This window comes from Vibrio sp. 10N.261.51.F12, from assembly GCF_041471725.1.
In the GTDB taxonomy this organism is placed as follows: Bacteria; Pseudomonadota; Gammaproteobacteria; order Enterobacterales; family Vibrionaceae; genus Vibrio.
Window position 1 is genome coordinate 152,138 of the sequence record NZ_JBFROV010000038.1, and the last position, 17,730, is coordinate 169,867.

The window sequence follows — 17,730 nt, forward strand, 5'->3', positions numbered from 1 at the left end:
GTTTAGTGTATACCGGTATATTGACGTCTGGTTCAGTCTCACTATTCATTCCCAAAGAAGACATTCGTTTTTGTATCAAGCCACAGTTCATGGTTAGCCATCACTTTAGAAAACATTCGACTTTGCAGATAACCGTCTAACCAAGCACGAAGCTTTGGGTAAGGGCTTTGTAAATACCACTGTCGCTCTATGCGCGCAAATTTACGAATAAAAGGCATAATGGCAATATCAAGTAAACTTTCACGATCCGAAAATAAAAAAGTATGCCTGTTTAAGCGTTGTTCTAACTTAGCTAAATAGACCTCGCATGCCTCTCTACATTCTTTCAGGTTATCGTCATGGTAACGCTTCGCACAACTGTACGCCTCCATTGCAGGGACAAAGGCATGTTCAAACTGACTGATCTCCCTAACCATCGTTGGCAACGCACCTTGCTGCTCATTATGTATCAAATCTTGTGGGTCATTTTTCGCCAGCGCCCAAATCATCACCTCAAGACTTTCTTCTATCACCATAGGACTTTGGCCAATGACTCCACCTTCGCTAGCACCATGTTGATTCACCACTAACACCGGTACACTTCCCTTTGGTGAAGCAGATAACATCTCTTCTGGTTTGTTGTTGAGTTTAATGGCTCGTATCAACACATCTCGCTGCGACTTAAATATCGCGATTCGAGCACGCATGGCATACGGGCAATGCTGCAAAGAGTAAAGAATAGGTGGTGAAGAATCGGTTGGAAGCATAGTAATGAATATTGGTAGGCTATACGTCAATATAACTGACATTCATTTGAAAAGACAAAACTCAATCCTTTCTGTGCACCAAAAGGTTGTGATTAAGTCCACTTACCCCAATAGCTTAATAATCAATAACTCGATTTATATTAGCGAGTTAAGCGTGCGTCAGCTAAAATTCTGTCGTGTTAGTTAACATGAACCCATTTAAGGCGTTTTTATGCAACCCAATCCTACGTCAGACGCATCGGTACCGCCAAGAAAAGAACAGCCAGCACAAGGGCCGTCGATAGAGAAGAAAAGTAAAAATCTCGGTATCTTATTTGAACTAATGGCCTTCGTTCGCCCTTATAAATGGAAAGTCGTCACTGCGCTGGTCGCATTGATTTTGACTGCCTCTCTGACCTTGTCAGTAGGCCATGGTATTAGGCTTCTCATTGATGAGGGGTTCTCGCAACAATCACTACAAGATCTGGGCAGCGCCATCACCTTTATTCTCGTTGTTACGGTACTCATATCCATTGGTACTTTCTTTCGTTTTTATTTGGTCTCATCGGTAGGAGAACGCGTCAGCGCCGATATTCGCCTTGCTGTGTTCAATCACGTGATAACGCTGCATCCTAGTTATTTCGAAACCAACGGTAGCGGCGATATTATGTCGCGTATCACCACCGATACAACCTTGCTGCAAAGCATTATTGGTTCTTCATTTTCCATGGCAATGCGCAGTGCGCTTATGTGTATTGGCGCAATCATCATGCTGTTTGCCACTAATATCAAACTGACACTCATTGTATTGGCTTCGGTTCCATTTATCTTGATACCTATTTTAATGTACGGGCGTCGTGTTAGGGCGTTATCTCGTCAAAGCCAAGATTCGATGGCGGACGTTGGCAGCTACGCAGGAGAAGCCATTGAGCACATTAAGACCGTACAGAGTTACAGCCATGAAGCACAAGAACGCGATTCATTCGCCAAGGAAGTTGAAAAAGCCTACGAGATTGGTCGTCAACGCGTAAAGCAGCGAGCGATTTTGATCTCTGGCGTGATTGTCATCGTGTTCAGTGCAATCTCTGGCATGTTATGGGTAGGAGGCAGTGATGTCATCAACGGTACTATGTCTGCGGGTGATCTTGGGGCTTTTGTCTTTTACGCCATCATGGTTGCCTCATCACTGGCCACCATCTCTGAGGTATTAGGTGAATTGCAACGCGCGGCAGGAGCCACTGAACGGCTAATTGAGATCCTTCAGGTTGAAAGCCACATTGTTGCGCCTCCTCAGCAGGCCATTTCAGCTCAAGGATTATCAGCGGAAGTTCAATTTGATGAGGTGACGTTCCACTACCCTTCCCGCCCAGACCAAGCAGCGACACAGCACCTCAGCTTAACCGCACAAGAAGGCAAAGTACTCGCCCTTGTTGGCCCTTCTGGTGCAGGCAAGACAACATTATTTGAGCTGTTGCAGCGATTCTATGACCCTCAATCAGGGAAAGTAACGCTAGGTGGTGTCGATATTCGTCAGTTTGATCCCCATGAACTGCGTAAGCAGATGGCTTTGGTCCCACAACAACCTGCCTTGTTCAGCAATGATGTCTTTCATAACATTCGTTATGGCAACCCACAAGCCAGTGATGAACAAGTCATTGACGCTGCAAAAAAGGCTCACGCTCATGAGTTTATTATGAAGCTCCCTGAGGGGTATCAGAGCTTTCTGGGCGAACGGGGGGTGAGATTGTCCGGCGGTCAACGACAACGGATTGCCATCGCGCGCGCCATTCTAAAAGATCCCAACATACTGCTGCTTGATGAGGCCACCAGCGCACTCGATAGCGAAAGTGAACACCATGTACAACAGGCGTTAGAAGAGCTAATGAGAGGCCGAACCACCATCATCATTGCTCATCGACTCTCTACCATTCAGCATGCCGACAACATTGCGGTGCTTGAACACGGAAAATTGATTGACGTTGGTGACCACACCTCGCTCTTGAAGAGCTGCGAGTTGTATCAGCGACTTGTTGAATTACAGTTTAAACACATGGCGCGCTAACCCTCGCATCGATGCGAATTGAACCATAAAAAAAGCCACTTATCCGCGAAGGCATAAGTGGCTTTTCAATCAGTACGTTTAAAAATCGGCCGATGTTAAATGTACTGACTCACCTTTACTGTCGTCCCTAAACACACGAGCTACCAGTATGGAAGTTGGAGGTTACAGACCTTGAACGTACTGAGCGTTCGTTCTGACCTCGACTAAGCTATCCAATTGTTGTTGAGAACCCTCAACCCCATTCAGCAAGCCTTCAAAGTGTTTGATCAGTTCAACTTTATTTTGTTGCTCTTTTGAACCCGCACCAATGTTAGTCAGGTCGATAAAGAACTCGTCAAACAATCCAGACAAGTCATTAACAATATCGTAGTTTAAGAATTGCTCATGGTTATAGATGCTTGGGTAGCCACCCTTCTGCTTATCAACAGCGAAAGAGATACCTTTAACATTAGTAATCGTCGTCGCTTTTTCACATTTAAGCATACAACCCGCTTCAATTGACGGTTTGTTACAACCCACGGTACGCTGGAAGAAACACTGTCTGCTCGTCATCATCAAAATAGGGTGATAAATGCTGTAGAACAATTTGAAGTTTTCTGGACGCGAAATGTTGCGAATCTGCCCGTGGTTGATTTCATTAGAAATGAACGCACCGGAACAATTCAACTCTTCTTTTAGCGTAATCAACGCATGAGAGTTGGTGGTATTCATAAACGGACCCGCTACCCACTCAATCCCCATTTCGTAAGCTTTGTATGCAATACCGGTATTGTTAGTGACAATGCGCGCCGGCTTCACTTCTTCTAACACACGAACGGCTTCGTCGTAGTCTTTACCAATCAACACGGCTGGGAACCACGGGATAAGACGCGGGTTAGCGGCTAGGATATCGATGTACTTGTTACAACGCTTTTTGAAGCTTTCTGGTAATTTGAAGTAGACATCGGCGTCTGTCACGTCACATAGGTGAAGATCACTTTCGTCAGCAATCAACATTGATAACGCTGGCTTCTCGTTAACCTTGGCATGTTTTTCTAGGGCTGGAACATCAACATGTTTAATGACGTCTACAGAGCCGTTAAAAATGAAGTCAATCTCATCTTTAATGACCGAAGCCTCTTTGAACGGGATAGATAAATCAGCATCGAGTTCAGAGAAATCATACTGCTCGATGGTATGAACAGCACTCTTCAAAGATTTAAAACGTTTTTGTAAAAACTCTTGAGTAATCGATTTTTCGCCCGCGACAGAAAGAATCGACTTAGACATGACGACGAAACTGTCTTTGTCTGACGTGACGGTAACCGTTAAAGGTTGACCAAGTTTTGCGCTAAATGACAAGGTAACCGGCGTCTTGCGAATGTCTAAGAACTCAATTTTTTCACGCATCTCTTTACCCAATGCGTTTTTCTCGACATGCAGTTCTTGATTCACTTCTTGGATCTGCACCACTGAAATAGCCCCTTTCTTTTCGGTTGCTTTTTCAACGGCATAGATTGAGCTGTAATCACGTGGGTTATCAATGAACATATCTTTGGTCAGGTTGCCCTTCAAGAAAGAGTTCGTAAAATCACGGTTGAAAACTTTATGCAGGTTAGAGTCATCTTCGATCAACAGCCCTTTTTCAACAAAGCTATCAATCTGCTTACGCCATGTATCCACCACGGTATAAACATAGTGTGCGCCTTTGATGCGGCCTTCCACTTTTAATGAATCTACCTTGGCATCCACTAGTTCCGGAAGGTCGTAATAAGCCGAGTTGTCTTTCAAGTTCAACGGGTATTTGTTGCCGGCATTTGTGATTTCATATTCGTCACGACAGGCTTGGCTACAACGACCACGGTTACCCGAGTTACCCACGCTGACTGAGCTTGAGTAGCATTGGCCAGAGAACGCGATACACAACGCACCGTGGACAAAAACTTCTGTTAGGACATCATGGTCGTGCGCGACTTCCGTCAACATTTTAATCTCAGGAAGATTAAGCTCACGGGACAAGTTCACGCGAGTGGCACCAATCTTAGATAAGAATTTAATCTGACCTTCATTGTGCGTGGTTAGCTGAGTCGAGGCATGAATATCGAGTGATGGGAAATGCTTCTTCACTAAGTCAAACAAACCTAAGTCTTGAACAATAATGCCATCTAATTTGGTATTCACTAATTGGTTAAGCAGCTTAACGATGGTCTTAATTTCATATTCTAGAAGTACCACGTTCAGTGTCAGGAAAACCTCACAACCGTACTCATGAGCAAGGCGAATGACGCCATTCAACTCATCAAGTGACAAGTTAGACGCTCGGTTACGAGCATTAAAGGTATCTAATCCACAATAAACCGCGTTGGCTCCGGCAACAATTGCTGCTTTGATAGCTTCTACATCGCCGCCTGGGGCTAATAACTCAATTTTTCTGCTCATTTCGAAGGTGCTCACTTGCTAGACTTGTCATTTTTTTGAGGGCGTATTCTACCTAGATCACACTCTCATTACCACTCGTGATAACGATGATGTAAAAAAACAATTAAGATAATGTTAATTGGGAGACAGGTGAGACGAGTTAAGTATGGGGAAAGGGTGGCGGGCCCCCACTGACTCTAGTCGAGTCAATGGGGGATTGATGAGATAAATACTAACGTAATATCAAACGTCTAGCTTTGTAAGATTAATAACGGAAGGCCCAGCATGTCATTGCCAGTACCAGCTAGATACCAAATAATGCCCACCAAGCTGGCAACGGTCATCACATACCAAACCGTCGAAACAATTTGCCCCGACTTGTCCAATGGCAGTAAATGACTGTGATGACGAGCGCGCCATTCAAACGCAATTTCCACACTACCAATTAACAGCATTAGACCAAGCAGTGTCAGGTTTAAGGTGTAACTCAAATAAACGCCAAATGCGGCACCGCCAATGCACAATATCAACCCAACCAATGAATTCATCGAAAAGCTGATACTTTTCAGAATATGCCCACCATCGAGAGGCAAAATTGGCAGCAAATTAAAGAGATTCAATAAGGCATTAAAGGCCGCTAAGCCCGCAAAAAAGTCTGAGCCAGTAATCCAATAAGCAACAAGAGACACGAGGGACATCAATAAACCAAACGTCGGCCCCATGATTGAAATCACGACATCTTGCCAGCGAGTATTGATTCGTTCGTCACTGAGCGCCAGACCTCCCATAAAAGGGATTAAGTAGATCCCTTTGGTTTTCATTCCGAAGTACTTCATAGCGCGGATATGACCATATTCATGGAAAACTAAGCAAGCAATCAGCGCCAACGCAAACTGGAATGAAAACAGCCAAGAATACGCCGCGACACTGGCCCCCATCAGCACCACTTTTATTACCTTAGCGCTTTTTAGTAACTTAAAACCTAAGGAAGCCAGCCCAATAACACTGAGTTTATTTTGCTTTTTGATTGGCGTAACCGGGGTTTGTTGTTCTATATCTTTGCTGTTTCGAGCCCCATCGTTTATCTGCTTATCATTGACAAACAATTGATAGCGAATATGAAATGGCTGCCATTTTAAATCGGTCACGAGTCGTACCGTGATAGTTTGAGCCGCGACCGACTGCGCAGTGCCGTCAGAGCTTTGAAGCTCTGCTGACGGTTGAGTCGAGAGTTCAAATTGGTGTTCTTTGATCCCATCATATTCTGTCGAAGCTTGGATGACCGAAACAACGTCATCACCCCAAAATAGCTGTTGCCAACCCGCCATAGAACCTTCAAGGCGAAGTGACTTGCCTAAACAGTCAATGTTTAATAATTCCAATGTGATCTCTTTAAATTAAATAGCTGAAGACGAATAATGCCTCACGAACAGTGGCCATTAATATACAGGTCTGACTCTTGCAGCGCTATGAAAGGAGAAAAATACCGCCACAGTTTATGTCACATTTTTTATTTACCCACGCTCCTACCTCAACTAACGGGAGCACACACCATTGTCACAGCGAGACTTGCCAGTAAGCCAAAAAGAAATGCGGTAACGATTCCGAGCAAAATAAAGGTAGCACTTATCGGCTATTGGCTTGATTACACGCCAACGAAGCGGTGCATAAATCCACCCTCTTCCAACCAGGCTCCAAGCCTGATGAGTGGCATCTAGCCCAAGGAAAAGCTGATTGTCTTGGTCGAGCGCATGCAAGATCGTATTTGCCGCTTGAGCATCGACATGTGGGAAATCTTTGAACGCGTCACTGTAGATGTCTACCGTGCGAATTCGATTGTGGCGATCGTGCTTTGTTAGAGAGCCCATCTCGCGCTTACACAGTGGGCACGTGCCGTCAAAAAAAATGGTTAGTTGCTGCATAATACGCCTCTTCGTTTCCTGATGCTTTCCTATTGTACGCTTAATGCTGAACTTGGATCCTTGATGCTTGATCCAGACTGCTCATCGGCTATACCATACCGCGCAAAGCGCCCTTATAGGCCGCACCAACTCGAATACGATACAAGGTAACGCAAAAAATGTTATCAACATCGTCCCAACGTCGCTTAGTAAGGAATAAACGTGTTCAAGATACTTATATTGTTATGCGCTTTAATTGGTAGTGCGCCCTTAAAGGCAAAAGAAATATGGGATTGGAACACCTTGCTGCCAGAAAGCGCGAAACAGTTTGTCGACCCGTTTTTTTCTTTTTCGCCTGAGCAGCGCTACAACTTGATGACCATAATGGAATATCAACAAGCGGACGCTAGCGATAAGGATAGCAAAAGCTACATCGATGCTCTCATGCGTTTTAGCGGAGATAATATTGATATTCTCACGCTGATTAAGCAGCGAGAAAACATGGTGACGCAACACGCGGAGGCTTTACAGTCCATTAACGAAGCGCTCATTGGTCAGGATGGCAGGCTTCCTGGTTATATCGTGCCCTTAGAGTTTGACAATAACATTGTCACTCAATTTTTACTCGTACCAACAGCCGGAGCGTGTATCCATACACCACCGCCACCCGCCAACCAAATCGTGCTGGTTCACTACCCTAAAGGATTCGAGTTTGAGGGTTTATATACCCCTATTTGGATTGAAGGCACCCTACAATCTGAAGCGTCAAACAACAGCGTTCAATTATCAGATGGCGAAACAAACATCTCGACGTCATATCAAATGGTAGCGAACAAGATTGAACCCTACCAATAACCATTATCTCGCCGTATTGAGTGCTAAACGTCGCAACTAAGGCAAGAAGGGCTCATCACCAAGGCCCGTAGTCTTAAGACGTCATTTCAGGAACCATTAAGGATAACGCCCTACTCTTTCTTATTTCACTAGGGCTAAAACCATAATATTTTTTAAACACACGACTATAGTAATTTGGACAATAGAATCCACTCGAATACGCACTTGTTTTGATTGACTCTCCGCTATAGAGCAAGCGTAATGAGTACTTAAGTCTGATGACTTTCAACAATTGACTAAACGTAATATTTTCTTTATGTAACACTCGCTGTAATTGGGAAAAAGTCATATTTATCGATTGGCATAATTCTTCTGCTGACCACTTTTTGCTTATATCCATTCTCATGGCGTTCGCTATCCTGTCGATATCGTGTGGAAACGAAATAATATTTGCTAGTTCATTTGGAGATGCACGACGAATATAGTTTGCTATTGCCATAGTAAACAATGCGTGAATAACACAAGAATCAACGCTATTAGTCACAAGAGATTTAGCCGATAGAAAATATTGCTCTATCGAATATCCGTCGCTGTCGCTTTGCCTAATACCACCTATATCAAACTTATCAATAAGTGGTCGAAATCTAGGTTGGTTATTCTAAAAGTGCATTATGGTTATCCATTAATCTCATTTCCAAGAATAATAGTTCACAGGTAACTTAAATAACGATGCTGTCCACCCGTTACCCCAAACCAAGACCACCGGCATGACAGCCGTTCATTTATAACAAGAGAAATAATATGCAACCACGCAATAGAATAATCCTTAGCCTAATCGTCACCGCTACTTTTTCAAGTGGTCTCTATGCAAACCTTGATTCGACCAAAGCTCCATCAGACAATTTTGACCTAACCCACTGGAAAATCGTGATTCCAATGGAAGACGATAAACCAGAGCGGAAAGGCAAAGTCATGGAGATATCAAAAGCCGAGCTTAATAAGGGTTTTACCAACAAGGACTGGTTTTATACCGATGTTAGCTCTGGAGCAATGGTCTTCGTGGCACCGAATAAAGCAATGACGACGCCAAACTCAAGTAACGCGCGCTCGGAATTACATGCCTTGATTGCTGATGACCATGACATTGGTCCATACGAACCAGAAAATAACTTTGTCTTAGCTTCACACCCAGAAGCGGAAAAATACGGCGCTATTGGAGGTCGGATGAGCGCAACGCTTTCTGTCGATCATGTCAGTCAAAGTGGCGATCACCGACACAATGACTCTTTCTCCGTTGTGATTGGCCAGATTCATGCAGGTACCAACGAGCCGTTAAAAATATTCTATCGCAAACTTCCTGACCATGAGTTTGGCTCTGTTTACTGGAATTATGAAAACAACGCATTAGCAGAGGATTATCATCGTAGATTAGACATCTCGCATAATGTTTTCGGGCAAGCTAAACAACGATTTGGCCACAACGACCCAACCGATGGTATAAAACTCGGTGAAGTTTTTTCTTATGATGTCCACGTTGTCGGTGATGTCATGTACCTAGAATTCACGAAAGACCTCGATAACAAAACGCCAGTTACTCGTTCTTTCGCTATGGATCTTTCTAAGGGAAAATATTTAGGCAATAAATACGATGCTGGATACAAAAATGATTGGTTCTTCTTCAAAGCGGGCGCATACAATCAGTGCAGTACTGGCGTAGTTCGTTGTAAAAATGAAGGTATGGAGGCAGGCGATTACGCTCAAACAAGCTTTTATAAGCTTGCACTTGAACATTAGTCACGAAGCATACCAAGCTAGCGAAAACAACGAACCGTTAGCTTAATAACGAGTAATCAGCTTAGCAACTATGGATAACATCAATGCGGTTCATTGCTAAATGAATAACGCCGGAACTTTTATTTTATAACGGTTCCGGCGAGTATTCGTTATTTATTTAACTGAGCTTTAGCTGCTTCAACTTTCGAGAAATCGAGCCCTAGCTCTTCCACTGCTTCTTTAATCAGTGTTGGGTTTTGCATAACCTGTCCCATCAACTGCTGTAACTGCTCTTGAGGAAGTCCAAGTTGTCCAATTGTAGCCATTGCAGCAAGTGGGTTCTCAGTTAACGTTTGAAACAGTTCGCCAATTTGAGCGTCGCTGATATTGTTTTCTTTTAGGATAGCAAGAATCGGGTTCATGGTACTGCCTTGTATAATCAGGTAAATGAAATCGACAATCATTCTATCACTCCCCTGCTTACTGTGTAGCAATTTATCTAACCACGCTACGTTTTCGCTCGGTTTGAAGCGCTTCGTATCATGGCTCTCACCGATATAAATCTTATCACCATAAGAAATTCCACTGTCATTCGAAAAGTTGGAATAATAAATGCAATCTAGTTCAGAGATACTATTGATACTGCACAACAGCGGCTCTTAGAAGCGTTCAAGGAGATGAACATGCAATTAGAATTCTTTGTAGATACCCTAAACAAGCACACTACACTGGAAACTCTGACTATTCGGTCGGTTTTTGGCGGGAAAGGCATCCTTTCACAAGGTATTATGTTTGCACTAATTAAGGGCGACAAGCTCTATGTCAGGGCAGTCAATAGCCACTATAAGCAGTCATTTGAAGCGCTTGATTACAAACCCTATGAATCTAACTGGCATTCTTTAACAAGAAATTATCCCGGTTTAACTAACTATTACGAGATCCCGAGTGACCTCGCATGTCATACACTTCATATCGCTACTCTATGCGGTGATATATGGGATGCAGCCGTGGAGCAACAGCGAATTAAGGCGACCCCTACCCGAATCAAAGATTTGCCTAACATGCAGTACAAAACAGAACGAATGCTCAGAAAAGCGGGGATAACTTCAATAGAAGAACTGCGCCAGACCGGTCCAGTTGATGCTTATCGTGCGATATGCCAACAACAGCAAAAACACCCTGGAGCGACGCTTTTATATTCCATCGCTGGTGCTTTAGAAGGTATCCATTGGAGTATTATTCCCGACACCGTCAAGAAAACACTCTCAGTAGAAGCGGGAGTAGACAGTGCCATAGTCTAATAGCCCGACTTCTGTTTGAGCCCAAGACTAAAGCTGATTCTATTCATCAAACCATCAGTATGAGCTGCGGCAAAGAGCACAGTAGCCTCTTCGCCGCCTGGCTCATCAAGCGGTTATAGGCGGGGTAAAATGCTTACCAAGCAAGGCATGGTAAAAATCATTATCAGCCAATACTCCAACCAATTCTCCATCTTCTGCCAGCAAAACAGGCTGTCCTGTACGATACCGGATTTCTAAACCCTCGCGCATCGAAACATCGGGGCTGGTAATCACCTGATTATCTTGTTGCAACGTTTCAAAGCAATCCCCTTCTTGCCATTGCTGCAAAGGTAACGACTTACCCTGACGCGTTACCGACGTCACTTGCCCTGCGTCATTCGTTCCAATATAGGTTTGCTCATGCTGATTTAAAACAAGCTGACCATTTTCAGATGATAACATATCAGCCTCGGTCATTAACGAACGACCACATAAGACGTTTAGTGGATTGGTGTGAGCGACAAACTCTGCGACATATTCTGTATTTGGATTAAGGACAATGTCTTCAGGCTTACCATGTTGAATTAATCGTCCCGACTCCATAATGGCAATGTTATTGCCTAATTTGAGCGCTTCATCTAAATCGTGACTTACAAAGACAATGGTTTTATTGAGCTTTTGCTGCAACGCCAACAACTCGTCTTGGAGTTGGCTGCGAATCAACGGGTCGAGTGCAGAGAAAGGCTCATCCATTAATAAGATATCGCTATCCATTGTGAAAGCGCGAGCGAGGCCGACTCGTTGCTGCATGCCGCCTGATAACTCATGCGGAAAACTGTCTTTCCATTCCGCCAAACCCACCATTTCCAAACGCTCTTCTGCACGACGCCGGCGCTCCGCCTTGCCTATACCTTGCATCTTCAAACCAAATGCTGCGTTATCAAGTACAGAGAGCCAAGGCATTAAAGCAAATTTCTGGAATACCATCGAAATGCGGTTAGTGCGCAGATGGCGTAACTGGCCAGCATCGCAATTCCCAAGGTCAATCGTTTGCCCCTCATCTTCTATCTTCAATGAGCCACGACTGACGGTGTTGAGTCCATTAATTGCGCGGAGCAAGCTTGATTTACCTGAACCAGATAGCCCCATTAATACACAAATTTCACCGCGTTGAATGTCAAGACTCACATCATGAACACCAACGATATCACCCGTCGCATCAATGATATCCTGACGGCTTTTACCATCATCGAGCATCGAAAACGACGCTTCCACCTGACGACCAAACACAACGTCTAGATGACGAATACTAATTGCGCTCATGATTAGCTCTCTCTGTTTTGGGTTGCAGGGGTTTTGCACAGGCGGTCAAGAATGATAGCCACAAGAACGATCGCTAATCCGGCCTCAAAACCTTGCGAGACATTCACAGTATTCAGTGCTCGAACGACAGGTTTACCCAACCCATCTGCACCCACGAGAGCAGAGATGACCACCATCGATAACGACAACATAATACATTGCGTCACCCCTGCCATGATGTTTGGCATTGCGGCTGGAAGTTCAACATTGAACAACAGTTTCATTCGACTGGCACCGAATGCTTTACCGGCCTCGACCAACTCTTCTGGGACACGACTGATGCCCAAGTAGGTCAAACGGATTGGAGCAGCAATAGCAAAAATAATGGTAGAGATAAGCCCTGGTACGACCCCTAAGCCAAATAAAACCAGCGTAGGAATGAGGTAAACAAAAGTCGGGATGGTCTGCATCAAATCTAAAATCGGGCGCAATATGGTGTAAAGCCATGGCTTGTGCGCCGCCACGATCCCAACTGGCACCCCGACTAACACCGAAATCATGGTCGCGCTCAATACCAACACAAAGGTTTCTAGCATCTCTTCCCAATAGCCTAAATTCATGATCAGCAGCAAAGCTGCAACCACAAAAATGACCAGTGAAAGGCTACGATGTAAAAACCAAGCCAATAAAGCGGTCATGACGATAGGCACAGAAGGCGGGAACCATTTAAATAGGTCAACCAACATCATGATCATCGATTCTAAGCTATACGACAGTGAGTCAAAAAAGCCCGCTGCATTGTAAGTTAGCCAATCAACAAAAGTGGCCATCCAATCGCCGAGAGGGATTTTGTGATTTGTAATAAAGTCCATTGTTACTCCTTAATGGTCTTCAATGGTTGTACGCTCTACTGCCGTCGTTCAACCAGAACAGACACCAGCAGAGCAAAGTCAGTGCGTGGTTTAGATCTCTAAATACGATTTAACAGCCTCGGCTGCGTTGCTGCCATCACGAGCCGTCACTTTATTCAGCCACTTTGTTAGCACGTCAGGATTCGCTTTGAGCCATGCTTTGGCCGCTGCATCTGGCTTCGTGTTATCGTTAAGTATGTTGCCCATCAGTTGGTTTTCCATTTCCAAACTAAAGCTAAGGTTTTGCAGTAACTGCCCCACATTCGAACAAGTACTTAGGTAATCTTTACGAACGTTGGTGTAAACGCTCGCGCCACCATAATTTGGTCCAAAGTAGTCATCCCCCCCATCCAGATATACCATGTCAAAATTACTGTTCATTGGGTGCGGTGCCCAACCAAGGAAGGCGATCCATTGTTCACGCTTAACCGCGCGCTTAACTTGCGACATCATGCCCGCTTCACTGGACTCAACAAGATTGAAGTCTTTGAGGTCGAATGCATTGTTATCGATCATGTCTTGGATCAGACGGTTACCGTCATTACCGGGTTCAATCCCGTAGATACGACCACGAAACCTATCGTCAAATTTGGCTAGGTCAGCAAAGCTTGTCACACCTGCGTCGTAGACATATTGAGGCACCGCAAGCGTGTATTTCGCGCCTTCTAAATTCGCGCGCACGGTTTCCACCGAACCATCTTGGTAGTATTTGGCAATATCGGCTTCCATCGTTGGCATCCAGTTACCCAGAAAGACATCGATGTCTTTGTTTGCCATTGATGAATAGGTCACAGGCACTGAAAGCAGTTGCGTGGAGGTCTTATAGCCGAGTCCCTGTAATACTTGCGTAGTGACAGCGGTGGTCGCAGTGATATCGGTCCAACCGACATCTGAAAAGCGAACAGTGTCGCACTGGTTCGCGTACACAGAGGACGCAGATAAACTCAGTAATAGTGCGCTGCTGCCTAGCAATGTATGTCGAATGGTGGTGCGTTTGCTCGCGTGAGGCTTATTCGTGTTGTTCGTCATCATGACTTTCCTTTTCCCTTTGTATTGTGCGACTAATATTGTGTGGCGGTCGTCGATTACTTCCGCCTTTTTTGGGTTGTCGCAACCCGTAGGACAAGCGTTAACCTGTCCTATGAAATATTCTCTTGAGTTTGTCTTTCTCTTCACTTAACTGACGCTCAGTTCACCGAGTCTCTGTGAATAGAGAATCGGTTATTTGGACGTGCGTTATGGGTTCGCTACTTAACTGAGGCTTTATTGTTCGCTGGGTTTTGTCAGGGGAATGTTGCTCTTTCTGCCCTACCTTGGCGCTGCTCTGTATCCCAACTGGGCGCAATCCATACCGGCGCGTCTGTCGGGGTAAGAGGCGATTGATTTAATATAACGTCCGCCATTTTCTCAGCTACCATGATCGTTGGCGCGTTCAAGTTGCCATTGGGAATGGTTGGGAAGACCGAAGAATCGACCACACGCAACGCGTTGACACCTCTCACTTGGCAATCCTGATTTAACACCGCCATTGGATCAGTATCCGCGCCCATTTTGCAGCTGCATGAAGGATGATAAGCACTTTCGACATGTTGGCGGACCCACGCATCAATCGCATCGTTACTGGTGATATCACTACCCGGCTGGATCTCTTCACCACGATAGCTATCCATGGCAGGTTGCGCCAAAATTTCACGGGTCAAGCGAATACAATCTCGCCAATCTTGTTTGTCTTGCTCAGTGCTGATGTAGTTAAATTCGATATTCGGCTTTTGATAAGGATCGTTTGACGTCAACCATATGCGACCCCGACTCTGGGGTTTGTTTGGCCCAACATGCACCTGAAAGCCGTGGCCTGCAAATGCGGCTTGCCCATCGTATCGCATTGCAGCTGGCAAAAAATGATACTGCAAATTCGGCCATTTAAGCCCTGCTCGCGAGCGAATAAAGGCACAGGATTCAAAGTGATTCGTCGCCCCTAACCCATCTTTAAGTAAAACCCAACGCGTACCAATTAATCCCTTGCTCACCAAGCCAAGTTTACTATTCAACGTGATAGGTTGATGACACGCATATTGGAAATAGATCTCTAGATGATCTTGTAGATTTTCGCCCACACCTGGCAAGTCGACGTTAACCTCAATGCCGGCGTTTTCTAATACGGCTTTAGGACCGATGCCTGACAGCTGCAGCAATTGTACCGAGCCCACTGAACCGGCGGATAGCACCACTTCTTTATTCACATAAACCGACTGCGTTTGACCGTTACTATCAAACTCAACCCCTATCGCGCGCTTGTTTTCAATAATAACGCGGCGTGTTACCACACCTGTTTTCACCGTAACGTTGCTTCGTTTCTTAGCACGACGAAGGTATGCATTTGACGTCGATGCCCGAACACCTTTATCCACCGTCATATGCATTGGTCCAAACCCTTCTTGTTGATAGCCATTATAATCAACAGTTTTGGGGTAGCCTGCTTGCTGGCCAGCATCGATAAACGCATGGTAAAGCGGATTCAGTGTCATGTTGTTGCCGTTACACGTCGCAACAGGGCCATCACCGCCACGATAGGTGTCTTCACCGCCCGCCCAAGACTCTGCTCGACGAAAATAAGGCAAACAATCTTGGTAACTCCATCCCGCTGCGCCCTGATCTACCCATTCATCGTAGTCACAAGCATGGCCACGAACATACACCATGCCGTTGATGGAGGAACTGCCGCCTAGCACGCGGCCACGAGGGCAATGCAGCTGACGATCATCAAGACCTGACTCGGGCAGAGTTTCAAACTGCCACGCGTACTTTTCGCTATTCATCGGGTAAGACAGCGCCGTGGGCATCTGGATAAAAATACTTTTGTCACTGCCGCCCGCCTCGAGTAGTAACACGGAGTAATCGCCCGACGCACTTAATCTATCAGCCAATACACAACCTGCTGACCCTGCGCCAACAACGATGTAGTCGTACTTTGTGTTCATTTCATTTTCCTTTGAATCCATTCACAAGACTGCCTTACCTTATTGTCGTGCACCATAATGAGCACCGTTCAATTACTCATAAGGACACTCAAGATCGCCAAGTTCAATCATGACACTCTTATTTTGGGTATAATGATTCAGTGTTTCTAAGCCGTTCTCTCGCCCAATACCTGATTGTTTATAACCGCCAACGGGCATTTCGGCAGGCGAGCCACCCCAAGTATTTACCCAACAAATCCCCGCTTCGATCTGGGCTATCACTCGATGAGCGCGAGACAAGTTCTGCGTAAACAAACCGGCTGCCAGCCCATACTGAGTATCATTGGCGCGACGAATGACCTCGTCTTCGTCAGAAAAGCGCAGCACAGACATAACCGGACCGAAAATTTCGTCTTTGACTTGTGGCATCTCATCCGTACAGTCGGCAAAAATAGTAGGCTGAACAAAGTAGCCCTTATCGAGCCCATTGTTCACTTCACGTTGGCCACCACAAATGAGGCGTGCGCCTGACGCTTTGCCCGCTTCAATAAAGCCCATGACTTTTTCTAAATGGTCAACTGAGATCAACGCCCCTACCTGCGTCGACATATCAGACGGATCGCCAACAATCAACTTGCTTGTACGCCGTGTTAGTTGCTCGATAAATGCGTCATAGATATTGTCATGAACGAAAACGCGTGTACCGTTAGTACACACTTCTCCTTGTGTATAGAAGTTTGCCATCATCGCGGCAGATACCGCGTTATTTAACTCAGCATCATCAAACACAATAAGTGGTGATTTACCACCCAACTCCATCGTGACCTCTTTTAGCGTGCCGGCTGCGTCAGCCATGACTTTTTTGCCAGTGCCTGACTCGCCTGTAAACGACACCTTCGCTATATGAGGGTGACGAGAAAGCATCTGTCCAACGCGATAATCCCCTTGAACCACATTGAAAACACCATCGGGCACACCGGCTTCTGTATAAATTTCTGCCAGTTTCAATACCGACAACGGGGTTTCTTCTGACGGCTTAAACACCATCGCGTTACCTGCGGCTAGAGCAGGCGCCGATTTCCACATGGCGATTTGAATCGGATAGTTCCACGCTCCAATGCCCGCACACACACCTAATGGCTCGCGTCGAGTATAGAAAAACTGACCATGACCTAAGTCTTGCTGCTGACCTTGTATTGTTGCGGCAAGCCCCGCGTAGTACTCAACCACATCCGCGCCCGTTACAATGTCCACCTCAATGGCTTCTTGAATCGGCTTACCTGTGTCTTGAACTTCGAGCAGCGCCAGTTCATCATTGCGCTCCCGCAACAAGGCAACGGCTCGCATCAAAATACGTCCGCGTTCTATACCACTCATTGCCGACCACACTTTGAATCCTTTTTGAGCTGATTCAACCGCTCGGTCAACATCGTTCATACTCGCCTGATCGACCTCAGCGATCCTGTCACCATTGGCTGGGTTTAGCGTAAAAAAGGTTTCGTTTGATGAGGAGTCAACGGCTTGGCCGTGGATGTAGAGAGACTTCATTGTTGTCAACGTCCTTGATATTGGGTCGTGCATAATAGGT

Annotated in this window: 15 protein-coding genes; 4 read left to right on the forward strand and 11 right to left on the reverse strand. The window is 45.4% G+C overall.

The features are described 5' to 3' along the window. Positions 1 to 41 precede the first annotated feature (41 nt). A complete protein-coding gene (locus AB4405_RS20555; RefSeq protein ID WP_102469219.1) occupies positions 42 to 746 on the reverse strand; it encodes a glutathione S-transferase in 705 nt (234 codons plus the stop codon). Between the two features lie 211 nt (positions 747 to 957). Between AB4405_RS20555 and AB4405_RS20560 the strand changes: the two genes are divergently transcribed. After that, positions 958 to 2,787 (forward strand): ABC transporter ATP-binding protein/permease, encoded by a 1,830-nt coding sequence (locus AB4405_RS20560; RefSeq protein ID WP_372062623.1) that lies wholly within the window; start codon positions 958 to 960, stop codon positions 2,785 to 2,787. Positions 2,788 to 2,949: 162 nt separating this feature from the next. On the opposite strand, the gene AB4405_RS20565 is transcribed toward AB4405_RS20560, so the two are convergent. The 3 genes from AB4405_RS20565 to AB4405_RS20575 form a co-directional block, all read right to left on the reverse strand. Beyond that, complete coding sequence (locus AB4405_RS20565) at positions 2,950 to 5,205, reverse strand: peptidase U32 family protein (RefSeq protein WP_372062624.1); 2,256 nt, start codon at positions 5,203 to 5,205, stop codon at positions 2,950 to 2,952. A gap of 230 nt (positions 5,206 to 5,435) precedes the next feature. Then, positions 5,436 to 6,566, reverse strand: coding sequence for a site-2 protease family protein (locus AB4405_RS20570; RefSeq protein WP_372062625.1), 1,131 nt, complete (start codon positions 6,564 to 6,566; stop codon positions 5,436 to 5,438). Positions 6,567 to 6,719: 153 nt separating this feature from the next. After that, positions 6,720 to 7,106 (reverse strand): thiol-disulfide oxidoreductase DCC family protein, encoded by a 387-nt coding sequence (locus tag AB4405_RS20575; RefSeq protein ID WP_372062626.1) that lies wholly within the window; start codon positions 7,104 to 7,106, stop codon positions 6,720 to 6,722. Positions 7,107 to 7,307: 201 nt separating this feature from the next. On the opposite strand from AB4405_RS20575, the gene AB4405_RS20580 reads away from it, so the two are divergent. Continuing rightward, a complete protein-coding gene (locus tag AB4405_RS20580) occupies positions 7,308 to 7,940 on the forward strand; it encodes a DUF3299 domain-containing protein (protein WP_372062627.1) in 633 nt (210 codons plus the stop codon). 73 nt (positions 7,941 to 8,013) lie between these two features. Here AB4405_RS20580 and AB4405_RS20585 read toward each other — a convergent pair whose 3' ends face one another. Beyond that, positions 8,014 to 8,418, reverse strand: a complete 405-nt coding sequence (locus AB4405_RS20585) for a helix-turn-helix transcriptional regulator (RefSeq protein WP_372062628.1) — start codon at positions 8,416 to 8,418, stop codon at positions 8,014 to 8,016. Between the two features lie 302 nt (positions 8,419 to 8,720). Between AB4405_RS20585 and AB4405_RS20590 the strand changes: the two genes are divergently transcribed. Beyond that, positions 8,721 to 9,713 carry a polysaccharide lyase family 7 protein gene (locus AB4405_RS20590; RefSeq protein WP_372062629.1) on the forward strand — a complete coding sequence of 331 codons (993 nt, stop codon included), beginning with the start codon at positions 8,721 to 8,723 and terminating at the stop codon, positions 9,711 to 9,713. A 149-nt stretch (positions 9,714 to 9,862) separates the two neighbouring features. On the opposite strand, the gene AB4405_RS20595 is transcribed toward AB4405_RS20590, so the two are convergent. Then, entirely contained in the window at positions 9,863 to 10,114 is a 252-nt protein-coding gene (locus AB4405_RS20595) for a DUF2999 family protein (RefSeq protein WP_102469220.1), read from the reverse strand. A gap of 261 nt (positions 10,115 to 10,375) precedes the next feature. Between AB4405_RS20595 and AB4405_RS20600 the strand changes: the two genes are divergently transcribed. Next, complete coding sequence (locus AB4405_RS20600; protein ID WP_372062630.1) at positions 10,376 to 10,993, forward strand: TfoX/Sxy family DNA transformation protein; 618 nt, start codon at positions 10,376 to 10,378, stop codon at positions 10,991 to 10,993. Positions 10,994 to 11,098: 105 nt separating this feature from the next. Here the strand turns inward: AB4405_RS20600 and choV are convergent, their stop codons facing one another. The 5 genes from choV to betB all read right to left on the reverse strand — a co-directional run bounded on the left by choV (position 11,099) and on the right by betB (position 17,690). Then, on the reverse strand, positions 11,099 to 12,295 hold the full coding sequence (gene choV / locus AB4405_RS20605; RefSeq protein WP_372062631.1) for a choline ABC transporter ATP-binding protein: 1,197 nt from the start codon (positions 12,293 to 12,295) through the stop codon (positions 11,099 to 11,101). A gap of 2 nt (positions 12,296 to 12,297) precedes the next feature. Then, a complete protein-coding gene (gene choW, locus AB4405_RS20610) occupies positions 12,298 to 13,146 on the reverse strand; it encodes a choline ABC transporter permease subunit (protein ID WP_372062632.1) in 849 nt (282 codons plus the stop codon). 90 nt (positions 13,147 to 13,236) lie between these two features. Then, positions 13,237 to 14,217, reverse strand: coding sequence for a choline ABC transporter substrate-binding protein (locus AB4405_RS20615; protein WP_372062633.1), 981 nt, complete (start codon positions 14,215 to 14,217; stop codon positions 13,237 to 13,239). A gap of 251 nt (positions 14,218 to 14,468) precedes the next feature. After that, complete coding sequence (betA, locus tag AB4405_RS20620; protein WP_372062634.1) at positions 14,469 to 16,163, reverse strand: choline dehydrogenase; 1,695 nt, start codon at positions 16,161 to 16,163, stop codon at positions 14,469 to 14,471. Between the two features lie 72 nt (positions 16,164 to 16,235). Further along, the gene (gene betB / locus AB4405_RS20625) at positions 16,236 to 17,690 is read right to left on the reverse strand and encodes a betaine-aldehyde dehydrogenase (RefSeq protein ID WP_372062635.1); all 1,455 of its coding nucleotides are present in this window, start codon (positions 17,688 to 17,690) and stop codon (positions 16,236 to 16,238) included. Between the last annotated feature and the right edge of the window lie 40 nt (positions 17,691 to 17,730).

Coding starts and splice junctions, on each gene's coding strand:
- AB4405_RS20560 (WP_372062623.1), top strand. CDS start 958: ATGCAACCCAATCCTACGTCAGACGCATCGGTACCGCCAAGAAAAGAA.
- AB4405_RS20600 (WP_372062630.1), top strand. CDS start 10,376: ATGCAATTAGAATTCTTTGTAGATACCCTAAACAAGCACACTACACTG.
- betB (WP_372062635.1), bottom strand. CDS start 17,690: ATGAAGTCTCTCTACATCCACGGCCAAGCCGTTGACTCCTCATCAAAC.
- AB4405_RS20590 (WP_372062629.1), top strand. CDS start 8,721: ATGCAACCACGCAATAGAATAATCCTTAGCCTAATCGTCACCGCTACT.
- choW (WP_372062632.1), bottom strand. CDS start 13,146: ATGGACTTTATTACAAATCACAAAATCCCTCTCGGCGATTGGATGGCC.
- AB4405_RS20585 (WP_372062628.1), bottom strand. CDS start 8,418: ATGGCAATAGCAAACTATATTCGTCGTGCATCTCCAAATGAACTAGCA.
- AB4405_RS20555 (WP_102469219.1), bottom strand. CDS start 746: ATGCTTCCAACCGATTCTTCACCACCTATTCTTTACTCTTTGCAGCAT.
- AB4405_RS20575 (WP_372062626.1), bottom strand. CDS start 7,106: ATGCAGCAACTAACCATTTTTTTTGACGGCACGTGCCCACTGTGTAAG.
- choV (WP_372062631.1), bottom strand. CDS start 12,295: ATGAGCGCAATTAGTATTCGTCATCTAGACGTTGTGTTTGGTCGTCAG.
- AB4405_RS20565 (WP_372062624.1), bottom strand. CDS start 5,205: ATGAGCAGAAAAATTGAGTTATTAGCCCCAGGCGGCGATGTAGAAGCT.
- betA (WP_372062634.1), bottom strand. CDS start 16,163: ATGAACACAAAGTACGACTACATCGTTGTTGGCGCAGGGTCAGCAGGT.
- AB4405_RS20595 (WP_102469220.1), bottom strand. CDS start 10,114: ATGAACCCGATTCTTGCTATCCTAAAAGAAAACAATATCAGCGACGCT.
- AB4405_RS20615 (WP_372062633.1), bottom strand. CDS start 14,217: ATGATGACGAACAACACGAATAAGCCTCACGCGAGCAAACGCACCACC.